This window comes from Clostridium intestinale (assembly GCF_035905475.1).
GTDB lineage: Bacteria > Bacillota > Clostridia > Clostridiales > Clostridiaceae > Clostridium_T > Clostridium_T intestinale.
This window is the reverse complement of sequence record NZ_CP121166.1, coordinates 4,186,580-4,212,799: the sequence shown is the minus strand read 5'-3', so window position 1 is coordinate 4,212,799 and position 26,220 is coordinate 4,186,580. Positions and strand designations below refer to the sequence as shown.

Annotated in this window: 20 protein-coding genes; 1 reads left to right on the top strand and 19 read right to left on the bottom strand. The window is 30.8% G+C overall.

Annotated elements, in window-relative coordinates; translation table 11 throughout:
- Positions 1-358: 358 nt before the first annotated feature.
- From P8F83_RS21345 to uvrA, 12 genes are all read right to left on the bottom strand, one after another.
- A complete protein-coding gene (locus P8F83_RS21345; protein WP_326514870.1) occupies positions 359-3,925 on the bottom strand; it encodes a DNA polymerase III subunit alpha in 3,567 nt (1,188 codons plus the stop codon).
- A 129-nt stretch (positions 3,926-4,054) separates the two neighbouring features.
- Positions 4,055-6,034, bottom strand: a complete 1,980-nt coding sequence (locus tag P8F83_RS21340; protein ID WP_326512585.1) for a methyl-accepting chemotaxis protein — start codon at positions 6,032-6,034, stop codon at positions 4,055-4,057.
- Positions 6,035-6,165: 131 nt separating this feature from the next.
- Entirely contained in the window at positions 6,166-7,113 is a 948-nt protein-coding gene (whiA, locus tag P8F83_RS21335; protein ID WP_326512584.1) for a DNA-binding protein WhiA, read from the bottom strand.
- Between the two features lie 38 nt (positions 7,114-7,151).
- Positions 7,152-8,477, bottom strand: coding sequence for a gluconeogenesis factor YvcK family protein (locus tag P8F83_RS21330; protein ID WP_073019206.1), 1,326 nt, complete (start codon positions 8,475-8,477; stop codon positions 7,152-7,154).
- Complete coding sequence (gene rapZ / locus P8F83_RS21325) at positions 8,474-9,355, bottom strand: RNase adapter RapZ (protein WP_326512583.1); 882 nt, start codon at positions 9,353-9,355, stop codon at positions 8,474-8,476. Before rapZ ends, P8F83_RS21330 begins: the two co-directional genes overlap by 4 nt.
- A gap of 196 nt (positions 9,356-9,551) precedes the next feature.
- Positions 9,552-10,475, bottom strand: a complete 924-nt coding sequence (gene murB / locus P8F83_RS21320; RefSeq protein ID WP_326512582.1) for a UDP-N-acetylmuramate dehydrogenase — start codon at positions 10,473-10,475, stop codon at positions 9,552-9,554.
- Positions 10,476-10,543: 68 nt separating this feature from the next.
- Positions 10,544-11,266, bottom strand: a complete 723-nt coding sequence (locus P8F83_RS21315) for a phosphatase (protein ID WP_021803520.1) — start codon at positions 11,264-11,266, stop codon at positions 10,544-10,546.
- Positions 11,267-11,297: 31 nt separating this feature from the next.
- A complete protein-coding gene (gene uvrC / locus P8F83_RS21310) occupies positions 11,298-13,160 on the bottom strand; it encodes an excinuclease ABC subunit UvrC (protein WP_326514869.1) in 1,863 nt (620 codons plus the stop codon).
- A gap of 15 nt (positions 13,161-13,175) precedes the next feature.
- Positions 13,176-14,648 carry a peptidoglycan D,D-transpeptidase FtsI family protein gene (locus P8F83_RS21305; protein ID WP_326512581.1) on the bottom strand — a complete coding sequence of 491 codons (1,473 nt, stop codon included), beginning with the start codon at positions 14,646-14,648 and terminating at the stop codon, positions 13,176-13,178.
- 3 nt (positions 14,649-14,651) lie between these two features.
- Positions 14,652-15,872, bottom strand: a complete 1,221-nt coding sequence (locus P8F83_RS21300; protein ID WP_326512580.1) for an FtsW/RodA/SpoVE family cell cycle protein — start codon at positions 15,870-15,872, stop codon at positions 14,652-14,654.
- 13 nt (positions 15,873-15,885) lie between these two features.
- Positions 15,886-16,329 carry an FHA domain-containing protein gene (locus P8F83_RS21295; RefSeq protein ID WP_326512579.1) on the bottom strand — a complete coding sequence of 148 codons (444 nt, stop codon included), beginning with the start codon at positions 16,327-16,329 and terminating at the stop codon, positions 15,886-15,888.
- Between the two features lie 204 nt (positions 16,330-16,533).
- Complete coding sequence (gene uvrA / locus P8F83_RS21290) at positions 16,534-19,359, bottom strand: excinuclease ABC subunit UvrA (protein ID WP_326512578.1); 2,826 nt, start codon at positions 19,357-19,359, stop codon at positions 16,534-16,536.
- Positions 19,360-19,601: 242 nt separating this feature from the next.
- Between uvrA and P8F83_RS21285 the strand changes: the two genes are divergently transcribed.
- Positions 19,602-20,219 (top strand): lactate utilization protein, encoded by a 618-nt coding sequence (locus tag P8F83_RS21285; protein WP_326512577.1) that lies wholly within the window; start codon positions 19,602-19,604, stop codon positions 20,217-20,219.
- Positions 20,220-20,331: 112 nt separating this feature from the next.
- Here P8F83_RS21285 and P8F83_RS21280 read toward each other — a convergent pair whose 3' ends face one another.
- The 7 genes from P8F83_RS21280 to murQ all read right to left on the bottom strand — a co-directional run bounded on the left by P8F83_RS21280 (position 20,332) and on the right by murQ (position 26,081).
- A complete protein-coding gene (locus tag P8F83_RS21280; protein ID WP_326512576.1) occupies positions 20,332-21,420 on the bottom strand; it encodes a DUF871 domain-containing protein in 1,089 nt (362 codons plus the stop codon).
- Between the two features lie 4 nt (positions 21,421-21,424).
- Positions 21,425-22,591, bottom strand: coding sequence for an anhydro-N-acetylmuramic acid kinase AnmK (gene anmK, locus P8F83_RS21275; RefSeq protein WP_326512575.1), 1,167 nt, complete (start codon positions 22,589-22,591; stop codon positions 21,425-21,427).
- Between the two features lie 16 nt (positions 22,592-22,607).
- On the bottom strand, positions 22,608-22,928 hold the full coding sequence (locus P8F83_RS21270) for a hypothetical protein (protein ID WP_326512574.1): 321 nt from the start codon (positions 22,926-22,928) through the stop codon (positions 22,608-22,610).
- An 18-nt stretch (positions 22,929-22,946) separates the two neighbouring features.
- Positions 22,947-23,258 carry a PTS lactose/cellobiose transporter subunit IIA gene (locus tag P8F83_RS21265; RefSeq protein WP_326512573.1) on the bottom strand — a complete coding sequence of 104 codons (312 nt, stop codon included), beginning with the start codon at positions 23,256-23,258 and terminating at the stop codon, positions 22,947-22,949.
- Between the two features lie 229 nt (positions 23,259-23,487).
- Positions 23,488-24,822 (bottom strand): PTS sugar transporter subunit IIC, encoded by a 1,335-nt coding sequence (locus tag P8F83_RS21260; protein ID WP_326512572.1) that lies wholly within the window; start codon positions 24,820-24,822, stop codon positions 23,488-23,490.
- A 21-nt stretch (positions 24,823-24,843) separates the two neighbouring features.
- Positions 24,844-25,152, bottom strand: a complete 309-nt coding sequence (locus tag P8F83_RS21255; RefSeq protein ID WP_326512571.1) for a PTS sugar transporter subunit IIB — start codon at positions 25,150-25,152, stop codon at positions 24,844-24,846.
- Positions 25,153-25,169: 17 nt separating this feature from the next.
- A complete protein-coding gene (gene murQ / locus P8F83_RS21250; protein WP_326512570.1) occupies positions 25,170-26,081 on the bottom strand; it encodes an N-acetylmuramic acid 6-phosphate etherase in 912 nt (303 codons plus the stop codon).
- Between the last annotated feature and the right edge of the window lie 139 nt (positions 26,082-26,220).

The following is a 26,220-nucleotide window of genomic DNA, read 5'->3' as shown; positions in this document are numbered from 1 at the left end:
CCTATTTTCATACTTAATACTACTTATTATTCGAAGTTTTCTCAAAATTATAAATATATTAAGACAAATTAATTTTACTTAAAGTTTCGGGTATTTTCAAGCTTTTTACTAGGTTTTATTACAAAAAATAATGTAATCTATTTCATTTAACTATATTATACCCATTTCTCTTATTAATTATTATTTATTAACTTTTTGTCAAAGCTTTTATAAGATTTAAATATTTAATAAACTATTTAAAAACTTTCAACATTTTTTTCTATAAATCTACATCATATATACTATATCAAAAACCTTTAATTATTTCAAATACAAATAATGAAAATAAGAGCTCCCAAAAAATTGAGAACCCTCACTTTTAATCAACTAATTTTACATTATCATTTCCAAATTTCTTTCTTAGATACTCTAAAGCTCCCTTGTCTAAATCTACCCAACAATCTCTAGCTAATCTAAAGTTTTGTTTTTCTTTTTCAGTAAAAATATTAACAGGAGTATCACCTTTATATTCGGTCAAAAGAACTTTAAGAAGCTTATTAATCTCTTTTGCCTTGGTAGTATTCTCTACGCGAATATAAACTTTTTCTGTGTTTATTTTTTCTAACGGAGTTATATCTTCACACAGAATTTTGGGTAATTCTTCTTCGTTTATACTTACTCTTCCTCTTACTACAACCAAGCTATCCATATTAATAAGTGAATTTACTTTCTCCAAAGTTTTAGGGAATACTACAACCTCCATCGATGCTGTTAAATCCTCTATCTTAACAAATGCCATCATAGTATTGTTCCTAGTTACTTTTCTACTTACATAACTTATTATTCCTGCAACTACAACTCTAGTTCCATCTTCTATAGCATCTTCCTTATATCCACTCATACCAACTGTAAGTACGTCATGTATATCTTCTTCTAAAACTTCCTTTGTAGCCATTATTTTATCTATAGTAGTACTAGTTTGTAATTTAATACTTTCTTTATAATCATCTAAAGGATGCCCACTTAAATATAAACCAGTCATCTCTTTTTCCATTGTTAAAATATAGTTTTTCTTAAATTCATTTATCTGCGGATATGTAACCTCTGGAATAGATACATTTTCATTAAGATCAATAAATAAATTCATTTGTCCATCTATATTCCTTCTCTTATCTCCAGCAACTGAATCCATAACTTTTTCATGAACTGCTAAAAGTCTTGATCTATATACATTAAAACTATCAAAAGCGCCTGCTTTTATTAAGCTTTCAACTGCCCTCTTATTTATAGATGAAAAATCCATCTTATTACAGAAATCTTGTAAGGATGTGAATCTCCCCTTCTCATTTCTTGCTTTTACTATTGATTCTACAACATTATAACCTACATTTTTTATTGCAGCCAATCCAAATCTTATAGTATCTTCTTTTACTGTAAACTTAGAGTAACTTTCGTTAATATCAGGTAGTAGAAGCTTAATGCCTAATTTTTCTGCCGAGTTTATGTAGGCTGCTACTTTATCATTATTTCCCATTACTGAATTAAGCATTGCAGCTATAAATTCTACAGGATAATACCTCATTAAAAATGCTGTTTGATAACCTACTATTGCATAAGCCGCAGCATGGGATTTATTAAAAGCGTAACTTGCAAAGTCAATCATTTGATCAAATATTTTATTTCCAGCCTCTTCTGAAATACCATTACCTACACAACCTGGAACTTCAATATTTCCTTCTTCATCTACTATTCCATAGATGAAGTTTCGTCTTTCCTGCTCCATTACCTCATGCTTTTTCTTTGACATAGCTCTTCTAACCATATCTGAACGTCCTAAAGAATAACCTGCAAGATCCCTAACTATCTGCATTACCTGTTCTTGATATACCATAACACCATAAGTAACATCCAATATATTTTCTAATTCTGGTGTTATATATGTAACCTTATCGGGATTTTTTTTACTTTCTATATATCTAGGTATTTCTGCCATAGGGCCTGGTCTATATAATGATATACCCGCAATTATATCCTCTAAAGAATCAGGCTTCAAATCCTTCATGAAGCTAGTCATTCCAGCTGATTCTAATTGGAATACACCTACAGTTTTTCCCTCTCCTAACATCTTATAGACTTCTTTATCATTAGTATTAATATCATCTAAATCTATCTCTATACCTCTATTTTGTCTTATCATATCAACAGCATCCTTCATTACTGTTAATGTTCTAAGTCCTAAGAAATCCATTTTTAATAAACCCAATTCTTCTAAAGTATTCATATCAAATTGAGTTACAATATTATCTTCATTTTTCTGTACTGGAACGTATTCTACAAGTGGTCTTGAAGCAATTACAACACCAGCCGCATGGGTTGATGAATGCCTTGGTAATCCCTCTAAATCTCTACTTACATCTATTAAATTTCTTACTCTATCTTCATCATCATATAGTTTTTTTAGCTCTGGATTTAGATTCAATGCTTTTTCTATAGTGATTCCTAACATTGTAGGAATCATTTTAGCTATTTTATCAACCTCCGCATAAGTATAATTCATAGCTCTTCCAACGTCCCTTATGCAGGCTCTTGGAGCCATTGTTCCAAAGGTTATTATCTGCGAAACATTGCTTTCACCATATTTATCTACAACGTAGTCAATAACTTCTTGTCGTCTTTCATAACAAAAGTCTGAATCTATATCAGGCATACTTACTCTTTCAGGATTTAAGAAACGTTCAAATAAAAGATTATATTTTATTGGATCTATTTTGGTTATCCCTAACGTAAAGGCTACAATTGATCCTGCTGCAGACCCTCTTCCAGGACCTGTTGGGATGTTGTTTTCATTTGAAAATCTTATAAAATCCCAAACTATTAAGAAGTAATCTACATAACCCATCTGGTTTATTACTCCAAGTTCATACTCTAATCTATCCACAAGTTCTTTTACTTCAGTACTAATATTTTTATATTTCTCTATATTTTCATAAGAGTATTTTTCATTGGTTATATTATATTTCTCTAATAATCCCATAAAACATACATCTCTTAAGTACTCATAAGGATCTTGACCTTCTGGTAGTGGAAACTTAGGTAACTTTGATTTATGAAAGTCATAATCAAAATTACATTGTTCAGCAATTTTAATTGTATTTTCAAGTGCCTCGGGAACATAAGAAAATAATTCCCACATCTCTTCTGGAGACTTTAGATAAAACTCATCAGAAGGATATCTCATCCTCTTTTCATCTTCTACTGTTTTTCCTGTTTGAATACACAATAATATATCATGAGATTTATAGTCCTTCTTCTCAATATAGTGAGTATCATTAGTAGCAACTAAAGGTATTCCAGTTTCTTTAGAAATTTCTATAAGACCTGCATTAACCTTTCTTTGCTCTTCTAATCCATGGTATTGGAGTTCTAGATAAAATCCTTCTTTAAATATATCCTTATATTCTAAGGCAATATTCTTTGCCTTATTATAATTACCATTATTTAATGCTGAGTTTACTTCCCCTCCCAGACAAGCACTCAATCCTATTATACCCTCGCTATGTTTTCTCAAATATTCATGATCTATTCTTGGCTTATAGTAAAAACCATCTGTTGAACCCTTTGATACAATCTTCATCAGATTTTCATAACCTTGCTGATTTTTAGCTAAAAGAACTAAATGATGGGTTTCATTTTCGCTATCATTAGTTTTTATATACATAGATTTAGGCACCACATAAACTTCACAGCCTAATATAGCTTTTATGCCTGCTTTCTTCGCCTCTTTATAAAAATCCACACATCCATACATTACACCATGATCAGTTATTGCTATTGATTCCATCCCTAATTCTTTTGCCTTTTTTATTATTTTAGATATTTTACCCGAACCATCTAACAAAGAGTATTCTGTATGTAAATGTAGATGACAAAACTTCTTTTCACTCACTCCATCACTTCCTTCCCTATCTTCTATTTTAGACAAAAATAGCCCTAAATAAAATAGGTAAATCATCAAAGTTATAAATAAAATAAGACCACCACACAATATTGAAGCGATCTTACTTTAAAACATACCTTATTCTATTTTAAATATCCCTACATTCTCTTTCATTACTGCAGTCATATCCTTTAAGTCTTTAGATGTTATCGAAACATCAAGTGATGATTCTTTCATTTCCTCCATCGAAGCTGATATTTCTTGTGCTAATGAAGATATTTCCTGGGAAATTGATGCCACATTTTCACTTTTTATGACGATATCATCCTTATTAGACGACAATCTTTCAACATATCTACTTACATTATTTATCCTAGGAGTTATTTCTTCTATAGATGATGATATCTCTTTAAAAGAAGTCATCGATGTATCTATTGTCTCTCTTTGTTTAACTATTTCGTTATTCATCTTTTCACTATTTGAGGAAATATTTCGTGTATCTTTCAATAAATCAGATGCTATTTCAAAAATTTTATTTGAGGCTGTTTTACTTTTTTCTGCTAGAATTCTAACTTCATCAGCTACTACCCCAAACCCTTTTCCTGTATCGCCAGCAGCAGCAGCCTCTATTGCAGCATTTAAAGCTAAAAGATTGGTTTGTTCTGATATGGATTTGATTACTGAAGTAAACTCATTAACCTTTTTAATATTTTTGTCCATTAAATTTATTTTTTCTTTAAATTCACTAAATGTCACTATAAGTTCTAACAATCCTTGGACAACCATTTCCATAGAGTTATTAGACTTTTTAGCTTTTTTATCAATGTCTACTGCTCTAGTATTTATCTCTTCAAACTGTACTACTATTTTATCAAGTTCTCGTCCAAACTTATTCACTATTTCTACTGTATCGGTTAATTCCTGTGCTTGAGTATCACTTCCACTTGCTACTTCTTCTATTGCATGGGCTATGTTTTCAGTTGAATAGACAAACTTACTTGAAATATTTGATAGATTTTCGGACTTCATATCAATACTATCTGAATTTATTTTTATTAATGAAATTATTTCAGAAATATATTGTTGGGTTTTATTAATAGCATTTGCTATGTCTCCAACCTCATCTTTTTTCTTCTTTAAATTCTCTTCTACACCTTTTGTTAAGTCCCCAGTTGAAAGTATAGTCATATGATTGTCTATTTTCTTTAAATTTCGTGTTATTAGGTTTATTATTATTAATGCCGTCAATACACCAATAACCGCAACTATGCCTCCTAAAGCAGAGAAATACTTTGACAACTCATCAACCTCTTGCTGTATTCCCTGTTTATCTAGGTATTGACCAAATGACCACCCTATTACTTTTATTTTTCCATATGTTATTATATTATCTTTATTGTTGAGTTTGTATTCTCCTGAAGATACCTCACCTTTTATCATTTTTTGTTCTATATATGCTAATCCAACATTATCATCAAGCTCACTTAACTTTTTACCTATAAACTCATTGTTAGTATGTATTTGTATAATTCCTTGTTCATTTAGTATAATTCCTGCCCCATATCCTGAGACTTCCTCTTTAACTATTCTGCTAAGCTCTGGTTCAATTCTATTTACAACTAGTATTTTAGATATTCTACCATCTACTACTATCGGAACTAAATAAGAAAATATAGGATTATTATCTCCATCAATCCCAACTTTTTTTACTAACCCTTCTCCATTAAGCACTCTAGTTAATAACTCTTTATCTTCAAGCATTCCAGTTGTGTCATCACTATATTTTATGCTCCCATTTTCATCTATAATTCCTATAGATATATGATCCCTTGATTTTTTTTGAGAATCAAGTAAATTTTTTAAAGTTTCCCAGGGAGTTTTTCCATCCTTCAGAATTTGAGAATTAACAATTCCCCACATACTTGTTAAATTATCATTAAAAATATTATTGATATTATTTATTTTTTCATTTGTTAATTCAATTAGAAATCTCTCTGAATTATTAGTTATGTGTTTTTTAGACTCACTTATGGCTACATAAGATAAAACTGAAACTAAAAGAATTATCATAGATATAATTGGTATTAATAGCTGATTTCTAATACTTTTCTTTATCATTGTTTTTATTCCTCCAAACAACCATCTTAATACCAATTTTACATAAAATAATTAAAGGTGTATTATTATTAATACACCTTTAACTCAATCTTTAACATTCATAACAATAACTTAATCTAAGTTTAACTATCTTACTTCCCTCGTAGCTCTTCTGCTATTTTTTCTATTTTTCTTAATCTGTGATTTACACCTGATTTCCCTACTGGTGGATCTAGCATTTCTCCTAACTCTTTTAAGGATTCATCTGGATAATTTAATCTAAGCTCTGCTATATCTCTTAAATTTTTAGGTAATCTTTGAAGTCCTATTTCCTTTTGAATGAGTCTTATACTTTCAACTTGTCTTACTGCGGCATTAACAGTTTTACTTAAGTTTGCAGTCTCACAATTTACAAGTCTATTTACATTATTCCTCATTTCCTTCATTATCCTTATATTTTCTAACTCCAATAGGCAAGTATGAGCTCCTACTATATTTAAAAGATCAACTATCTGTTCACCTTCTTTAATATAAACTATATAACTGTTTTTCCTCTGAATAATTTTAGAATTCAATCCAAACCTATTAACAAGTTTACTTAAATCTTTAGCATATTCTTCACTATGAGTCACAAATTCTAGATGATATGCTTTTTCCGGATTAGATATACTTCCTCCTCCAAGTAATGCACCTCTAATATATGCTCTAGCGTTTTCATCACTAGAAACCATTTGTTCTTCTATACCATAGCTTAAAGACATTATGCCTTCAACTTCTTTAAATATACCAGTTTCATAAAGTAGTTCTTTTACTCCCATTTCTTCTGTAACTAGAACCATATAAATATTGTTCTTTTTTAAAGAACTACTCTTTTTAACCATAAGTTTAGAGTGAATACTAAAATGTTCTTTAAGAAGAGTAAATATTAATCTTGCTGCACCTGGATTTTCTGTTGTTATCTTAAAACTAATCTGCCTACCACTAAAGGCTAAAGTTCCACTTACCTTCATTATAGCTGATAATTCAGCTAAAGCCTCTTCCCTAGTTATATCTGTATATCTGCATATTTCTCCTTTAACCTTAGATGAAAATGATGACATAGGATCTCCCTTCCCTTTATACTTCCTTTAATATATAGTTATTTACTTTCTTTTAACCTTTGGGATAGATACATATACTCTATTATCTTCTTCTTATCATAAAGAAGAGCTTTCTCCATAACTGTAGTCATTATTACTTTTGCGAGTTCCTCTGAATTATGTCTAATGAAGCCATCTTTATATTTAACTAAATTAGCTTCTATAATCTCTATTCCCATCTTATTTATAATCTCTTTATCAATTATTACTTCTTGAGAACCTTCTTCCCTATATTTTTCAATAAGATTTTTAGGTAATTCTTGAACATTTGCTATAACATAATCGACTATATCTTTCCCACAATGTTTATACAAAACCCTTAGATGATCTGAAACTTTAAAATTATCTGTTTCTCCTGGCTGAGTCATTATATTAGAGACATACATTTTTAAACCACTACTTCTCTTAATGGTTGTCGATATCTTTTTTACTAATAAATTTGGCAAAACAGAAGTATATAAACTTCCTGGTCCCATAATTATTACATCGGCTTCTCGTATAGCTGTTAATGCCTCCCTTAATGGCTCTGCATTTTCAGGTATAATCATTAACTTCGAAATTTTAGTTTTTTGAGCAATAGCTTCTTCTGGTATCTGTGATTCGCCCTCTACTGTATTACCATTTTCATAAAATGCTTTCAATCTCATGTTTTCCAAAGTTACAGGTATAACTTTCCCTGTTACTGCTAATACCGAACTCATCTTCTGAACAGCATCCTCAAAATTATCCGAAATTCCATCCATTGCAGCTAAAAATAAATTACCGAAGCTTTGATTCTTAAGCCTTCCATCTTTAAATCTATATTGAAGTAGTTCTTCCATCAAAGGCTCCGTATCAGCCAAAGCTAATATACAGTTTCTTATATCTCCTGGCGGAAGAATACCTAAATCTTCTCTTAAATCCCCAGATCCTCCACCATCATCTGCAACTGTAACTATAGCAGTTATATTAGAAGTATAATACTTTAATCCTCTTAGCATTGTGGAAAGACCTGTCCCCCCACCAATTACTACTATTTTAGGTCCTTTTACTAATAATCTTTTTTCATATATAAGATTTTGCATTTTATCTGAATCTAAGGATACCTTTATATATCCTTTATTTATAAGTGCTATTATTCCCCTCATCACTTCAGTTACTGAAACATATAAAACAAAAATCCCTGTTATTATTAAAAATACATAAAATACTTTATACATGATGCTATACATACTGTGTAAAGCAAGTTCCGTAAAACCGTAAGCTACTAAAAGCACTCCTAATAATCCAAATAAGATCCATCTTTTAACCCTTATTCCAGGTCTTAACCAGTCTAGGAACCTCATAACTTTCTAGCTCCCTTATAGGTATCTTCATTCACATCCCTATGCTCAATTCCAACCGTATAATCATTACTTAATCTTTCGTAAATATCATTAGCAATAGCAACAGATCTATGTCTTCCTCCAGTACAACCTATTGCAATAATCAACTGCCTCTTTCCTTCTTTAGTATAGTTTGGTATAAGAAATTTAAGCATATCTTCAAGTCTTTCTACAAATCCTATAGTCTCTTCTTGAGATAATACATAATCTTTGACAGGTTTTTCATTTCCAGAAAAAGGTTTTAGTTCTGGTATATAAAAAGGATTTGGAATAAATCTAACATCAAATACCAAATCAGCATCTACAGGTATTCCATATTTAAAACCAAAAGATAATATAGTCACAGATAATTGTTTTTCTATAACCTTTCCATCTCCATAATTCTCATTTATTTTCTCCCTAAGATCCTTTATTGCATATTTTGATGTATCTATAATTATATCTGCTCTATCCTTAACTTCCCTTAATTTCTTTCTTTCACTTTCTATTCCTGTTATAACTCTTCCATCTGGAGCTAATGGATGACTTCTCCTTGATTCCTTAAATCTTTTTACTAATATATCATCTGATGCTTCTAAAAATAATATCTCATACTTAAATTCACCATCTTTTAAATATATTAAGCTTTCAAAGAGGTCATCAAAAAAAACTCCCCCTCTAATATCTATAACAAGTGCAACCTTATCTATCTTTCCTTCACTTTGAATACATGCTTCTGCAAATTTAGGTATTAATTTAGGTGGTAAGTTATCAACACAAAAATATCCTAAATCCTCAAGGCTTCTTGTGGCTTCCGTTTTTCCCGCTCCTGACAATCCAGTAACAATTACAAATCTCATAAGTTCCCCTGACAATATTGCCTTAAGCAAAATCAGGATTTCACCGTCCTTTCTACTAAAAATCTATAATAAATTATATCATAAATACTTAATTTTTGTATTAATATTTATGTGCTTACTCCCTCCATTATGATGAATATTATTTTAAATACCACTAAGTAAAAAACTCAGCCTTAAAAGCTGAGTTCTTGTTTATCTAATTATCTTTTTCTTCTCCAATTATCCTGACTTCAGTATTAAGCTCCACCCCAAATTTTTCTTTTATTGTTGCTTGAATATGAGCTATTAAATCCAAAATATCTTTAGCAGTTGCATCTCCTTTGTTAATTACAAAACCTGAATGTTTTTCCGATACAGCGGCTCCCCCTAAAGAAAAACCTTTAAGCCCAGCATCTTGTATAAGCTTACCTGCAAAGTATCCAGGTGGTCTTTTAAATGTACTTCCTGCTGAAGGATACTCAAGCGGTTGCCTTTCTTCTCTTCTTCTAGTTAATTCATCTACTCTATTTTTAATTAACTCTTTATCTCCAAACCTTAATTCAAAACAAGCGCTTATAACAACAAACCCATTCTCCATAATATACGAAGTTCTATATCCTAATTTCAGTTCATCCTTCGATAACCTTACTAGTTTTCCATCTCCGTCAATTATTTCAGCCCATTTTATAACATGAGATATTTCTCCATCGTAGGCTCCTGCATTCATATATACAGCTCCGCCAATACTTCCTGGAATCCCGCAAGCAAATTCAAATCCTGTCAAAGAATTATCTAGTGCAGCTTCTGAAACCTTAGATAATAAAGCTCCGCATTCTGATATTATAGTATTATCTTTCACTTCTATATTATCTAACTCGCAAAGTTTTATTACAACGCCTCTTATTCCACCATCTTTAACTAAAAGATTTGATCCATTACCAATTATATAGTATGGAATATTTTCATTTTTGCAAATATTTATAATTTCCACAACCTGCTCTTTATTTTTTGGATTAAGCAAGTAATCTACTGGTCCACCAACTTTAAAATATATATGTTCACTCATTGGCTCATTTATCTTTATGTCATTTTTATCAAGTATTTTGTCTAGCTTATTTAATAAAAAACCGTACTGATTCATATTGAAACCCCTTCTGATTAATAGTACTCTAATATATAAGTATAATAAATAATCCTAAATTTAACAAGCTATATGTCTTTAAGCTTATTTTTCTTCACTAAATAGTTTATTATCTTATCTTTATTTGTGTTCATTATTAACTCTTCTGGAAAAGAAATTTCTTGTAAAAGTTCATGGGCTACATCAAATTTACCTATTTGAGTACATACATGGGCATCTGAACTAACTATTATATTAACCTCATATTTTTTACATAACTCAATTACTTTCTTACAATTCTTTTCACTTCCTGGTCTTGATCTAAATGAACTATTATTTACTTCTATTATTTTATTCTTTTCTTTTGCTTTTTTTATAACTTTCTCTATACATATTGGGAATTGGGGATTTCCTATATGACCTAATATATCAACCTTTGGGTTTTCCATTACATTTAAAAGTGCATCCGTATTCTGCTCTTCAGTTCCAGATTCTATAACAACATCATGTAAAGATGCAATTATTAAATCAAGTTTATTTTGTGTTTCCATTGGTATGTCTATATTCCCTTCAAAGTCTACAATATTAGCTTCGCAACCTCTTAAGTGAATTACATCATACATTTCTCTTGGTAAAACCTTAAGATTATTAAAAAAGAATATATGTGGTCCTCCAGGCATAGCTGGTCCGTGTTCTGTTGTTGCTAAAACCTTAACTCCGTTTTCAGATGCCCACTTAATATTTTCTAACCATGTACTATAAGCGTGCCCTGAATCAATAGTATGTGTGTGCGTATCTACTACATATTTCATAGCTAAAGCCCCTCTTTCTTTCCCTATTTATTTAATTGCCACTAAAGTACTTTTTTATACTATCAGCAGCTTTTTTATCTATTCCAGGTGTTTCTAATAATTCTTCCACAGTAGCTTTTTTTATATTATCTACACTTCCGAATTTTAAAAGTAGGTTTCTTCTTCTCTTCTCTCCTACATAAGGTATATCTTCTAATATGGAATGAAGAGTTCTTTTATCTCTCAAACTTCTATGATAGGTTATAGCAAATCTATGAACCTCATCTTGTATCCTTGTAAGCATATGAAATAAATTGCTTCTTCTTGACAATAATATCTCTTGATTATTATAAATAAGCCCTCTTGTACTATGTTTGTCATCTTTAACCATTCCACAAACAGGTATATCTACTCCAAAACTCTGTAAAACTTCAAGTGCTATATTAACTTGACCTTTTCCTCCATCCATTAAGATTACATCTGGAAATACCGAGAATTTACCACCTCCAAGAGTTAATTTTCTCTCTTGGATTTGCTTAACTTCCTCTAATCCATGAGCAAATCTTCTTGTTAATACCTCTCTCATACTTTCATAATCATTAGGACCTTGAACTGTTTTTATTCTAAATCTTCTATAATCGCTATTTTTAGGTTTACCTTCTTCAAATACTACCATGGTTCCTACAGAATCCACTCCTTGAATATTTGAGATATCATAAGCCTCTATTCTCATAGGCAACTCATCTAACTCTAAAATTTCTCTAAGCTCCTCTAAAGCTACCCTATTTATTTCTTTATCGCTTAATATCTTATCTTTAAATTTATCTAAAGTTACCTTTGCATTTTCTTCTACCATATCAAGAAGATTTATCTTCTCTCCTTTTTTAGGTATCTTTATCCAAACCTTTGACCCTCTTTTTATAGTTAGAAACTCTTCTAATAACTCTAAATCATCTACATCTGGTAGGTAAATATTCTTAGGTATTTGCGCTGTTCCACCATAAAAACTAGTAATAAATTCTCTTAAAATTTCTCTTTTATTATATCCCGCTTTATCTTCAAATACAAAATGCTCTCTTCCACTGATTTTTCCATCTCTTGAAAAGAATATTTGTACACAACAATCTTTTTCATCACAATAAAGATTTATATAGTCTTCTTCTCCTTCTTTAACTGTAAACATCTTTTGTTTCTCTATTATATTTTCTATCGCTAATATCTTATCTCTATAACCTCCAGCCTCCTCAAATTCTAATTCATTTGAGGCCTTTAGCATTTTTTCTTTAAGTTCCTTAACTATATAATTATCTTTGCCGTTTAATATATCTATAATCTGATCTATCATCTTTCTATACTCAGCTTTCGATATAAGTGCAGCACAAGGGGCCTTACATAAATTAATATGATAATTTAAGCAAGGTCTTGTTTTTTCCCCACCTTCTATAATAGATCTCTTACAAGTTCTTAGTGGGAATATCTTCTTTATTAAAGTTATAGTCTCATAGACAGCTGTGCCATTTACATAAGGTCCAAAATACTTATTACCGTCTTTAGCATAATTCCTAGTAACAAATACTCTTGGAAAATCTTCATTCATTGTTATCTTAATAAACGGGTAAAACTTATCATCTTTAAGTGCAATATTATACTTAGGGCTATGTTTTTTAATTAAATTACATTCTAATAGAAGAGCCTCCATTTCTAAATCTGTAACTATATATTCAAACTCAGAAATATTCGACACCATCTTTTTAACTTTTTCTGAATGATTTTTAGAACTTTGAAAATACTGTCTTACTCTATTTTTTAAAACCTTTGCCTTCCCAACATATATAATCTCACCTAAAGAGTTTTTCATTATATAAACTCCAGGTTTCTCAGGAAGGTTCTTCAAATGATATTCAAAATCAAATATAAAAACCACCTCTTCCTATTTGCCCATGGCTGTTTTTAATACCTTTCCTGCAGTCTCTGCCGCTGCTACACCGCCAACTCCTCCATTTTCGATTAACACTGCAATTGCATATTGAGGATTCTCTGCTGGAGCAAATCCAATAAACCAAGCATTTGGAACTGCATCTTTTCCATCTGGAAGCTTATAATCGGCTGTACCAGTTTTACCAGCCACATTAAGTCCTTTAAAATAGGTCCATTGACTGTTCTCTCTACTACTTACTACATTTCTCATGTAATCTTTAATTATCGCAGCATTTTCACTTGAAAGGCTTCTTCCTATGTTTTTTGTATCTATATTCTTAACGGTTTTCCCGTTTTTATCAACTACTGTATTTACAAGTTTAGGCTCAACCATTACTCCATCATTAGCTACGGCAGAAGCTATTAACACCATCTGCATAGGTGTAGCTAAAATAGAACTTTGACCTATTCCTGTTTGAGCTATGCTTCCTTTTTCTGAATCATCTATGGTAGGAAATTGAGAAGTTTCTATAACTACTCCATTAGCAGGGATGTTTTTATTAAAATAATAATTCTCTGCTGTAGTCTTGAGCTTACCATTTCCTAAATCCATAGCTAGTGTACCAAAAACCACATTTGATGAAACTCTTAGTGCATCCTTTAATCCTATAGAACCATATGAAGCTCCCCCATAGTTACTTAAGGATTGTTTAGAATTAAATACTATCTTTCCATTATCGTTAAAGGTTCTATTCGTAACTCCAGGTAAATTTTCTAATGAAGATGTTAAAGTTACAATCTTAAAGGTTGATCCTGGAGCATACATACCAGCTGTACTTCTATTAATAAGTGGAAAATTAGATTGTGCTCCTGAATTAGCTGCTTTCATAACATCATCTAAATTATTAGGATCATAAGTAGGACTAGAAACAGAGGCTATAATCTCCCCAGTTTTAGGATTTAACACCACTACTGCTCCTTTTTTATTTTCTAATGCTTGATAAGCGGATTTTTGTACATTAGTATCTAATGAGGTAACTAAAGAATTCCCGACTATATCCTCATCTTCATCTATTCTATTTTTAAAAGCTTCTTTAATTTTTAAAGTATCTAATAAGCTATTAACCGAATAAGATATTTTATTATAATTTCTTAATTCTTTGTCATAAGTATTTTCTAATCCTGTTAGTCCATACTTTTCATTTGCATATCCTAAAATATGTGAATATAATGATCCTTGAGTATATTTTCTCTCTTGAGTTAATGCATCTTTTCTTTTACTCTCCGTTAGAGCCACCATATTTCTATCATATATAGTTCCTCTTAAAACTTTATTTCTTTCCGCCCACAATCTCTGATTACCTGTTTTTTCTGCTATATCAGGAGCTTTAAAGGCCTGAAAATAAGCTATATAAGTAATTAAAGCTAAAAGTAGAAAAGAAAAAACTATCATTACCTTTTTTATACTACTTTGGATATCTTTCATACTTTAACCCTCCTCTGATATCTTTTGCATAATTCCAAGTGCAAAAAACATTGTTAGCATAGAAGTTCCACCATAACTTATAAGAGGAAGCGTTATACCAGTCAATGGAATAACGGCAAATACTCCACCTATAATTACTAAAACTTGAGCTGCAATCATTGCTGAAAATCCAACTGAAATCAGTTGAGAAAATCTATCTTCAACCTTAAGTGCACTTCTCATACCTCTATAAAATAAAAGGAAGTAAAGCATTAATATACCTATCCCAAATACCATTCCCATTTCTTCGCAAATAACTGCAAATATAAAGTCCGTTGTATTTACTGGAATGAATCCTGGATACCCTTGCCCTAGTCCTGTTCCTACCATACCACCTGATGATATAGAATAAAGCCCTTGAACTATTTGATAACTTTCGTTATTAGCATATGCCCATAAATCCTTCCATATAAGAACTCTATTTCTTACATGAGAAAATAATCCATAAGCTACTACTGATCCTACAGAAAATAGCCCTAAGCTCATAAATACGTATTTCCCTTTAGCTGTAGCTATATATAATATAGTTACTGAAATTCCAAAGAAAATTAAGGCAGAACCTAAATCTCTCTGTAAAACCATACATCCTATGGATGCCATAACTACTGCTGCTGGCTCCACAAGTTGTTTAAAGTCTCCCATTAAATTCTTCTTGTCTTCATAATTTCTTAAAGCCGAAGCCAGGTAGAGAACTAAAAATATCTTTCCGAATTCTGATGGTTGAAATCCAAAACCTCCAAATAGCACCCAGTTTTTTGCTCCATATTGTTCTTTACCGATAAGTAAGGCCATAGGCATAAACAGAGCCGTAGCCGCTAAAAAATAGTATCTATATCTATTAAAAGTTTTTAGGTCTGGAAGTAATACTATTATAAGAATATAAGCTGTTATTCCTGCTATAAACCATATAATTTGCTTTATAGCAACTTTTTCATCTAATCTATATAAAACTGCTATTCCTATTACTGCTAAAACAGCTGCAAATATAAGTATAAACTTATCTCCATCTGGATAGTATTTTCTTATAACAAAGTGAGAAAACCCTATAAGTATAATTAATACTCCTCCCATAATTAAAGCTCCTATATCTATAGGATCTTTAAGGAGTGCTAGATTAACGAAAAGTGCTATGGTTAAAAAGTATACTACTGCTAAAAGTTTTCTTTCATCCTTTAAAGTCTTCATTTTTTCACCCCAGTTACATCACTTTAAATACTACTGTACCTATTTTTATTTCATCATTCATCTTTAACTTCATTCTTCCTTGTAGTTTTTGATTATTAATATAAGTTCCGTTAGTACTATCTAAGTCCTCTAAATAAAACTCATTATTTCTCACATATAACTTAGCATGGTTACCTGAAACAAAGGTATCAGATAAAATAATAGAATTATCCTCTTTTCTTCCTATTGTCACAGTATTTCTAACATGTATAAGAGAGCCTTTCTTTAGATTAGAGTTTTGTCCTTCATTAACAACTTCTAACCCATAGGCTAATTTTTCTTTATTAGATGAACCCTTTGTTCTATTTCCGCCTTTTACATCTTTGTACATAATTTTAAGCGCGTAGTAAATAATTATGTATAATACCACAATAAATAAAATTGCAAAGACCACTCCTATCAATTTCTGAAAACTCATGTACTCACCTCAATTATTATTTCATACTCTTATTTATATTGTCTCACTAGTACATTAATGATTATACAACAAAAAAACTACAAATATTGCATTTTTCAGGTAATCTTAAGAAATTCCTATAAAATTATATATTATTTTAGGGTACCCACTAGTCAACTTATGACACCTTATGGATACCCCAACTCAATCAAGTTACACCTGATCTTATTCTAAATATTTTTTAAGATATTTACCAGTGAATGAACTTTCAACCTTAATAATTTCTTCTGGAGTTCCTGTAGCTACTATAGTGCCACCTCCATCTCCACCTTCTGGACCTAAATCTATAATATAATCCGCACATTTAATCATATCTAAATTATGTTCAATTACTACTACAGAATTTCCAGCTTCAACAAGTCTTCTAATTATCTGAGTTAATCTATTAACATCATCTATATGTAAACCTGTTGTTGGTTCATCAAGAATATATAAGGTTTTCCCTGTACTTCTTTTTGAAAGTTCATAGGCTAATTTTATTCTTTGAGCTTCTCCACCAGAAAGTTGTGTTGATGGTTGACCTAATCTTATGTATCCTAGACCTACATCATACAAGGTTTCAAGTTTATTCTTAATTCTTGGTAGATTCTCGAAGAATTTTAATCCTTCTTCCACTGTCATATTTAATATGTCATCTATATTTTTACCTTTATATTTTACATCTAAAGTCTCTCTATTATATCTTTTTCCTTTACAAACCTCGCAAGGTACATAAACATCTGATAAAAATTGCATTTCTATTTTTATAATTCCGTCTCCAGAGCAAGCCTCACATCTTCCACCCTTTACATTAAAAGAAAATCTGCCTGGTTTATACCCCTTCATTTTTGCCTCAGTAGTTTGAGAGAAAAGTTCACGGATTATATCAAAAACTCCAGTATATGTGGCTGGATTAGAACGTGGTGTTCTTCCTATTGGGCTTTGATCTATGTCTATTATCTTATCTATAGCCTCATATCCTGTTATTTCTTTATGTTTACCTGGAACAATATTAGCTCTATTTATAATTTTATATAGTCCTTTATACAAAACTTCATTAACTAGGGTACTTTTTCCTGATCCGGATACACCAGTAACCATCGTTAGTAATCCTAATGGAATTTTTACATTAACATTTTTAAGATTGTTTTCCTTTGCTCCTTTTATAGATAAGAAGTTACCATTTCCTGTTCTTCTCTCACTAGGTAATTCTACTACTTTTTCTTTTCTTAAATATTGGCCTGTTATAGACTCTTTGCAATTCTTAATAACATCTAAAGTTCCAGCAGCTACTATATTTCCACCATGTTCTCCAGCTCCTGGTCCTATATCTACAACAAAATCAGCTTCTTTTATTGTATCATCATCATGTTCAACTACAATAACCGTATTTCCAACATCTCTTAGGTGTTTTAAGGTCTTAATCAGCCTGTCATTATCTCTTTGATGAAGTCCTATACTAGGTTCATCTAGTATATATAAAACTCCCATTAAAGATGATCCTATTTGAGTTGCTAATCTTATTCTTTGTGCTTCTCCTCCTGATAGAGTTCCTGAGTTTCTTGCTAAATCTAAATAATCTAATCCTACATCCTTTAAGAAACTTAGTCTGCTTCTTATTTCTTTTAGAATTTGTTCACTTATTACCTTATTTTTTTCTGATAACTCCAAGGAATTTATATAACTGAGTTCATCATTTACGGATAATCTTGTGAATTCGCTTATATTTTTCTCTCCCACAGTTACAGCTAAAGCTTCTGGCTTAAGCCTATGTCCTTTACACTTAGGACAATGATTATTGCTCATAAACTTTTCTACTTCACCTTTAATAAGGTCAGAGTTAGTATCTCTATATCTTCTTTTAAGATTATTAATTTCTCCCTCAAACGCATGATTGTAGGTTCCTTTAATCCCTTCCTTTGTATAATCTACTGAAACTCTCTCACCCTTAGTTCCATATAATAATAGCTCTACTATGTTTCTTGGAAGATCTTTTATAGGAGTATTCAAATCAAAACCATATTTTTTGCTTAAAGAATTTAACACTGCAAAAGTCCATGCATCTTCCTTAAGTCTTCCATCTCCCCAAGAGGCAATAGCTCCCTCCATTATAGACAATTCCTTATTAGGTATTACTAAATCTTCATCTATTTCCATTAAAGTTCCTAAACCATCACAGTGGTCACATTTTCCAAAGGGAGAGTTAAAAGAAAATAATCTAGGTGCTAATTCATCTATACTTATTCCACAATCAGCACAAGCAAAATTTTCTGAGAACAATACATCTTCTTCTCCAACTTTATTGATTATTACTAAGCCGCCGCTAAGTTTTAATGCCATCTCTAGAGAATCAGTTAACCTTCTCTCTATATCTGACTTTATAACTAATCTATCTATAACAGCTTCTATATTGTGTTTGTTATTCTTTTCTAGCTTTACTTCCTCTTCAGTAATCTCGTATATTTCTCCGTCTATTCTTGCTCTCACAAAGCCATTTTTTCTTATGCTATCTAAAATCTTTTCATGAGTCCCTTTTCTACCTCTAACAAGAGGAGATAATACTTGTATCTTTGTTTTTTCCCCCATTGCCATAACATGATCTACAATCTGATCCACTGTTTGCTGGGTTATCTCTTTTCCGCACTTAGGGCAATGCGGAGTTCCTATTCTAGCATATAACAGTCTTAAATAATCATATATTTCTGTAACTGTACCAACTGTAGAACGTGGATTTTTTGATGTAGTCTTTTGGTCAATTGATATAGCAGGAGAAAGTCCCTCTATGTATTCAACATCTGGTTTATTCATTTGTCCTAAAAATTGCCTAGCGTAAGCTGATAGGGATTCAACATATCTTCTTTGTCCTTCTGCATAAAGAGTATCAAATGCTAAAGAAGACTTCCCCGAGCCTGATAATCCAGTAAACACCACTAGTTTATCCCTTGGAATTTCTAAACTTACGTTCTTTAAATTGTGAACTTTTGCACCTTTAATAATTATCTTATCCTTCATTTAATCCTCCTGTTGATCAATATACTTCTATAAATTCCTATCTAATATTTTTGCCTAAATTCCAGAGTAAATTCAAATTTGTCATACATATTATTGAACATCTGTTCGTATAATTTATATTTTAAATCTTTCAAGTGCATTAGTCAACAATCTATTCTATAGAAATATTTATATATTTCTATATATTGCTGCTCTCTTATTTATTTGATATACTATTTCTCAAAAGTCTTAGAGGTGAGTAAATGAATCAAAGTATTACTAAATTAATAACCAATCTTGAAAAAAATAATATGGCTGGCTACTTTGTAAACAATAATGAAGAGCTATTAAATTTAATATCTGAATTAATAATCAAAGGGTCTTCAGTAGGTTCAGGTGATTCTATAACTTTAGAAGATACAGGTATTTTTAAATTTTTAAGAAATGGCAATTACAGATTTTTAGATAAATTTAATCCATCTTTATCAAAAGAAGAAAAACGTGATTTATATATAAAAAATTTTAATGTTGATACATTTATTACTGGTACAAGTGCTATTACTCTAGCTGGAGAAATTTTCAACATAGATGGTAATGGAAGCCGCGTTGCTCCTATGCTATACGGTCCTAAGCAAGTAATTATTGTGGTTGGTATTAACAAAATAGTTGAAAATCTAGATAGTGCTATCAAAAGAACTCGCCAAATAGCTGCCCCCTTAGATGCAAAACGTTTAGGGAAATCTACTCCCTGTACTAAATTAGATAGATGTATAGACTGTAACCATAAAGATCGCATATGTAATGATTTTGTACTAATAACAGGTCAATTTATAAAAAATAGAATAAAAGTTATAGTAATTAATGAATCTCTAGGTTATTAGGACTTTAAACAATTAAAACTTTATAAAAAGTTATAAAGTTTTAATTGTTTAATTGTTTAACTATATAAAGCTATAACTTTTCCACAAAAAAACTGCTGCAATGCAACAGTTTCTACTTAACCTCTTTTAATCTAAATTTTTGCCATGGTTCAATAAAATCTAATAAAAATTGTTCTTCTGGAACTATTCTCCCCACAACATTAGATTTTCCTGTGTTTTTCATTTCTTTTTTTACTAAATGCAGTTCCCCTGCATAATGTCCATAAAGAGAAGTCTCTATAACTAGATCTCCCTTTTTCATATCTATTGTGTTAAATGGAATAAATTCATGCCCCTTAAACTTAACTCTGCTTTGTGTGCTCCTAATAACATAATCCGAAACATCGCCTCTGTTAAAATGCAATTCTTCTAAAAGAATTTTTCTTTCAACATTAGGTACATCTTTATTTATTTCTACATTAAATGATAAACAATACGGATCTATCTCGCTTAATTGCCTCAATTCCTCTTCTGACGCAAAGCAGTTAGCTATTATTATATCATCAATCAATCCAGTAGCCCATAAATGTTTAGCTTGTGCTACTATACCCATTTCTCTATGAATTTCTAAAGTACATAACCCTTCATTTACTGGCCAAGGACCAAATGTAGCCTCAGTGGAGTTTACAAATGCTGCTGTAGTTATTCCTAATTCTTTATACTGTTTTGAGCACTTTATAAAATGATCATAACTTAATCCTGTATATCTATGTGGATAAAAATTATGACAAGCCATTATGTTATTCATATTAGGTTTATAAGATTGGATATTCTCTATATACTTTGTTCCTGAGCTCATATTTAATTCTATCTTTAATCCTTGGGGATTATAAGTCATTAAGGATTCCTCGTTCCCTGTAAAACCCATGTCTAACCTTACTCCATAGGCTCCTATTTCCTTAAAAAAACTTAGGTCTTCATAACTTATATTTAAGTCTCCAAACACTCTAGGGGATACGTCAGCCATTACCTCCATATTGTATTTGTTTGCATGCTCAATTGTTTTTTTAAATTCTTCAACAATCTTTTCTTTATCTCCCTCAACAGATAAAAGACAAGTAAAAACTCTCTTAAACTTGTATTTCGCAGCTAAATCTATATAAGCTAAATTTTCTTCTAATGTTGCATGTGTAGGATAAATTGAAATTCCTAATTTTCTCATATCTCTATCTCCTTCTATTTTTTATAGGCGGTAATGTTATATTTCCAAGTATAACTCTTTTTCTTGCCCCTGTAGCTCCCAAAACATTTCCGGCCCTTCTATTAACAGTTTCATAAGCTAATAAGGCAAATGCCACTGCCTCTTTTGCATCTGATGATAATCCTAAATCTTCTTGTATTAATACTTTAACATCCTTAAGTTCTTCTTTAAGCATTTTGATCAGGGTTTTATTATAACTTCCCCCTCCACCTAAAATTACTTCGTCTATTTTTAGTTTTGGAAAAATAAATTTTTTATAATTATAAGCTATAGATTTAGCGGTAAACATGGTCATAGTTGCTATTATATCTTCAGCCTTTAAATCCCCATATTTATTTAAAATACAATCTACTAATTGTTTTCCAAACAGCTCTCTTCCAGTAGTTTTAGGTGGTTTCATAGATATATATTCTATACTCATTAGTTCATTAAGTAGGTCTTGCTTTATACTTCCAATGCTTGCAAAATAACCATCTTTATCATATGGTATTCCTTTTAAATTTTTAGTAACTTCATCAATTATCATATTTCCTGGTCCAGTATCAAAAGCATAGACATCTTCTAATTTGCAATATCTCGGTAATACAGTAGCATTCCCTATACCCCCAATATTTTGTAAGATTCTATTTTTATCTCCTCTATAAAGCAGATATTCCGTATATGGAACTAAAGGAGCTCCTTGACCACCAGCCGCCATATCCATAGTTCTAAAATTAGAGATAACTGTGGTTTCTGTTTCATATGCTATAATTGCTGGTTCTCCTATTTGTAGTGTTGATTTTATATGTTCTCCATAAGCTTTTGGAATATGAAAAATAGTCTGACCGTGTGATCCTATAATATCCAGCTTATCAATATCAAAATTTGCTTTTTTGCACAAATTTTTTACAGCATTACTAAATGCATATCCTAATTCAAAATTTAAACTGCATATGAGTTCTACATTAGAACTTTCTTTACTTAAGGCTCTTTTTATTTTTTCTTTTAGTTCTTCTTCCAATGGCTCATTTATAAAATCTATTAGCTTTACTTCTATTTTGCCATCTATTTCTACTATATTTATTAATGCCGAATCAATACCATCTAAAGAAGTTCCTGACATCAGTCCCACTACATAGCTTTCTTTTTTCATGACATAACCTTCTTCACTATTTTTTCTTTTTGTATTTTGGGGTAGTGTTATTATAGATTACTCCTTTTAATTCCTTCTTCTCAATCATTAATCTTGTTGTCTCAAAGAATATTATACAACTCATGCCAAATACAAATCCCGATATTTGTAATACAAATTTAGGTAAATTTTCAAATGCCACTGTAGGAATTATTATTATAAAAGGAGCTATAAAAGCAATATACCATCTATATTTCATCAAATTCCATTTTTTCACTTCAATCATGTATTTTGTGAGTTTTGCAGTTATAGCTACAAAAGCTATTAATAGTAATATATTTAAAAAAGTGTTTATCATAAAAAACACCTCCATTTTTTATTTTTTTAATTCTTTTATTTCTTTACACATTTCTATCATTTGAACTATCAAATTTTGTTCTGAAATTGCTGTCATAAGCTGATCTTGTGCATGAACCATTAACAAGCTCATTTCAACTTTTTCTCCATTTATTTCTGATTGTATAAGCTCCGTTTGAGTCTTATGAGATAACCTTAGTTCTTCTTCACTTTTTTTAATTGAATCCGCTGCCTCATCAAACCTTCCTTCTCTTGCAAATTTTAAAGCATCAAAAGCATGTCCTCTTGCGTCACCACAGTGTAATATTATTTCAAAAATTTTTTCTTCCATTATTTCTCCTCCTAATTTTATTGTTTTGCTATAAAAAATATAACATTATCTATATAACTATATATATAGATAACTATATATAGTGTTTATGCGGATTATAGCCATTTTTATATCTTTAGCTTTAAATTTTCTAAGGAAACTACATATCAAAACATAATCTAAAAAGGGAGCAGTCGCTAATAAATTTTATCTGCTAATGCGACAGCTCCATGATTATTTTATAATTTAACTATACTTGAACAGCTCCGTCAACTTGAGCATTTTCTTCTTTAATAAGTTTAGCTTCATATGATTTAAAGAATGGATAGTATATTGCAACACCTATTAATATATTTATTATTACTAGAACTGGTGCTTTCCAGTCACCACCAGTAGCTAGATATGCTCCTATAGGTGTTGGTAGAGTCCATGGAGCATTAACTACAAATCCTGATATCATTCCCGATTTAACTGCTATATAACTTAATATTGTCATTACAGTTGGTGCTAATATAAATGGTATAGCTAATAATGGATTTAAAACTAATGGTACACCAAATATCAAAGGTTCATTGATATTAAATAGTCCTGGAATTAATGAAAATCTTCCGACAGACCTTAAGTAAGTTGATTTTGAGAATATTAGAAGTAGGCACAATGATAATGTGGCTCCTGATCCCCCTATCCAAACAAACCATTGATAAAATTGTTCAGGTGCAACATATGATAGTTTATTTGATGCAACTCCATTAGATAAGTCTAACGCATTTTGCTCTAACATTATTAACCACATAGGTCTCAATATAGATCCTATTATTGATACTCCATGAACGCCTGCTGACCATAATAGAGTTATTAATATAACAGGTAGTACTACTCCAATTAAACTATTTCCAACTATATTATTTATTGGCTTAAAAACATTTATAATTGCTTGATTTAAATCAAATCTTAATACTACTCTAACTACCCAAGATACTATTATAACAACAGCTGCTGGAATCAGAGCTTCAAAACTTCTTGCAACAGATTCAGGAACTTGATCAGGCATTTTTATAGTTATCTTATGTTTCTTTAATATTCTTAATGTTTCAACTCCGAATATCATCATGATTATTCCGGTGAACATTCCTGCTGCCCCTAAATTTCCCATAGGCAATATCCATCCTGGAGCAGTTATTTTATCTGCACCTTCTACACCTGCCTTAATAGCATTGTTTATTACTCCATCAATGTTTAGTGGAACTGTCATCATTAAAAAACCTGCTAATGATAGTACTCCTCCACTCATTCCATCTAGTTTATATGATTTCGCTAAACTATACCCCATACCGTATACTGCATAGATAGACATTAGTCCCATTGTTATTCTGTATGGAATCATTATATTGGCTACATGAGGTGCTACTAAAGTCTTTAATGAATCTATAGGTGGTTGAGCTACGATAATGAAAAAACATCCTACTATGATAAGTGATAAAGCTGAAATAATTCCGTCTCTTATTGCCTTTAAATACCTCTGTTCAGCAAGCCTAGCCATAGGTGGCATGAACTTTTCTTCAATCCACGTTAAAAATTTCTGCATTTTTATTCTCTCCTTTATTAATTATTTTTTATGTTTTTTAATTTGCTCTAGAGTCTTTGGAGCCCCTAAAGGTGTATATCCCATAGGTATTATAAGTTCTATTGGTACATTATATTGTGTTGCTTGATTTTTAAAAGTTTCAAATCTGTGTTTAACTTGAGGAGCTACTATAGCTAAATCATACTCTCCAGTAGCTAACTCATCCTCAAATTCCCCTGTTCCAACAGCCTTAATATCTAACTCAAAATTTTGTCTATCTGCTTCAGCTTTTACAGCTTTCACAACTATCGCTGATGACATCCCTCCAGAACATACCATTAATACTTTCATGTAAATCCCTCCTAAATCTATTTTTTTATTGATTCAATAGCCTTAGCTATGTATCCATAATTTTCATTTAAAATTATTTCAGCATTTTCTATTTCTAAATTAGAAACAATCATGAATATAGATAATTTTACATTATATTTAGTTTTTTCTAATACCCTTGAGGCCTCTTCTTTACTCACCCCAGTAGCTTCTACTACTATTCTCTTTGCTCTTTCTATAAGTTTTTCATTACTTGCCTTTACATCTACCATTAGATTACCAAATACCTTGCCTATTTTAATCATTACTCCTGTTGATATCATGTTTAAAACTAATTTTTGTGCTGTACCTGCTTTCATTCTAGTTGATCCAGTTACTACTTCAGGCCCTACTACAGGACTTATAGCAATATCTGCTATGCTGCTAATCTCTGAATCAGGATTGCAAGTTAAAGAAACAGTTGTAGCTTGTATGCTTTTAGCATATTCTAATCCGCCTATTACATAAGGAGTTCTTCCAGATGCAGCAATTCCTACTAGAACATCCTTGTTTGAAAAATTTATACCTTTCAAATCCTCTGCACAAAGTTCTTTTGAATCTTCTGCACCTTCTATTGCACTAAACATTGCTTCTTTTCCTCCAGCAATAAAGGCATGTACCAAGTTAGAATCAACACCATAAGTAGGAGGACACTCAGATGCATCTAACACACCTAGTCTTCCTGATGTTCCTGCTCCACAATAAATTAATCTTCCTCCATTTTGAACAGCTTCTGCTATAATATCTATAGATTTAGCTATATTATATATCTCTTTCTCAACTGCTAATGGGACACTTTTATCCTCATTATTTATCAGTTTAAGCATTTCTATAGTCGTCAGCTTGTCTATATTTTTAGTATTTTTATTTCTACTTTCTGTTACTAGTTTATTTAAATTAATTCCATTCAAAATATCACCTCGCGTAAATGTTTTCACCTTCAATTATTATTATACACTTTTGAAATAATATTTCAATATTTATTTTAATTTTATGAAATAAAGTTTTATTTTATTCCTATTTTTATAGAAATAAAAAAACATTTTCTAA

Coding starts and splice junctions, on each gene's coding strand:
- P8F83_RS21340 (WP_326512585.1), bottom strand. CDS start 6,034: ATGATAAAGAAAAGTATTAGAAATCAGCTATTAATACCAATTATATCT.
- whiA (WP_326512584.1), bottom strand. CDS start 7,113: ATGTCATCATTTTCATCTAAGGTTAAAGGAGAAATATGCAGATATACA.
- P8F83_RS21330 (WP_073019206.1), bottom strand. CDS start 8,477: ATGAGGTTCCTAGACTGGTTAAGACCTGGAATAAGGGTTAAAAGATGG.
- rapZ (WP_326512583.1), bottom strand. CDS start 9,355: ATGAGATTTGTAATTGTTACTGGATTGTCAGGAGCGGGAAAAACGGAA.
- murB (WP_326512582.1), bottom strand. CDS start 10,475: ATGAATCAGTACGGTTTTTTATTAAATAAGCTAGACAAAATACTTGAT.
- P8F83_RS21315 (WP_021803520.1), bottom strand. CDS start 11,266: ATGAAATATGTAGTAGATACGCACACACATACTATTGATTCAGGGCAC.
- P8F83_RS21305 (WP_326512581.1), bottom strand. CDS start 14,648: ATGAAAGATATCCAAAGTAGTATAAAAAAGGTAATGATAGTTTTTTCT.
- P8F83_RS21300 (WP_326512580.1), bottom strand. CDS start 15,872: ATGAAGACTTTAAAGGATGAAAGAAAACTTTTAGCAGTAGTATACTTT.
- P8F83_RS21295 (WP_326512579.1), bottom strand. CDS start 16,329: ATGAGTTTTCAGAAATTGATAGGAGTGGTCTTTGCAATTTTATTTATT.
- uvrA (WP_326512578.1), bottom strand. CDS start 19,359: ATGAAGGATAAGATAATTATTAAAGGTGCAAAAGTTCACAATTTAAAG.
- P8F83_RS21285 (WP_326512577.1), top strand. CDS start 19,602: ATGAATCAAAGTATTACTAAATTAATAACCAATCTTGAAAAAAATAAT.
- P8F83_RS21280 (WP_326512576.1), bottom strand. CDS start 21,420: ATGAGAAAATTAGGAATTTCAATTTATCCTACACATGCAACATTAGAA.
- anmK (WP_326512575.1), bottom strand. CDS start 22,591: ATGAAAAAAGAAAGCTATGTAGTGGGACTGATGTCAGGAACTTCTTTA.
- P8F83_RS21270 (WP_326512574.1), bottom strand. CDS start 22,928: ATGATAAACACTTTTTTAAATATATTACTATTAATAGCTTTTGTAGCT.
- P8F83_RS21265 (WP_326512573.1), bottom strand. CDS start 23,258: ATGGAAGAAAAAATTTTTGAAATAATATTACACTGTGGTGACGCAAGA.
- P8F83_RS21260 (WP_326512572.1), bottom strand. CDS start 24,822: ATGCAGAAATTTTTAACGTGGATTGAAGAAAAGTTCATGCCACCTATG.
- P8F83_RS21255 (WP_326512571.1), bottom strand. CDS start 25,152: ATGAAAGTATTAATGGTATGTTCTGGAGGGATGTCATCAGCGATAGTT.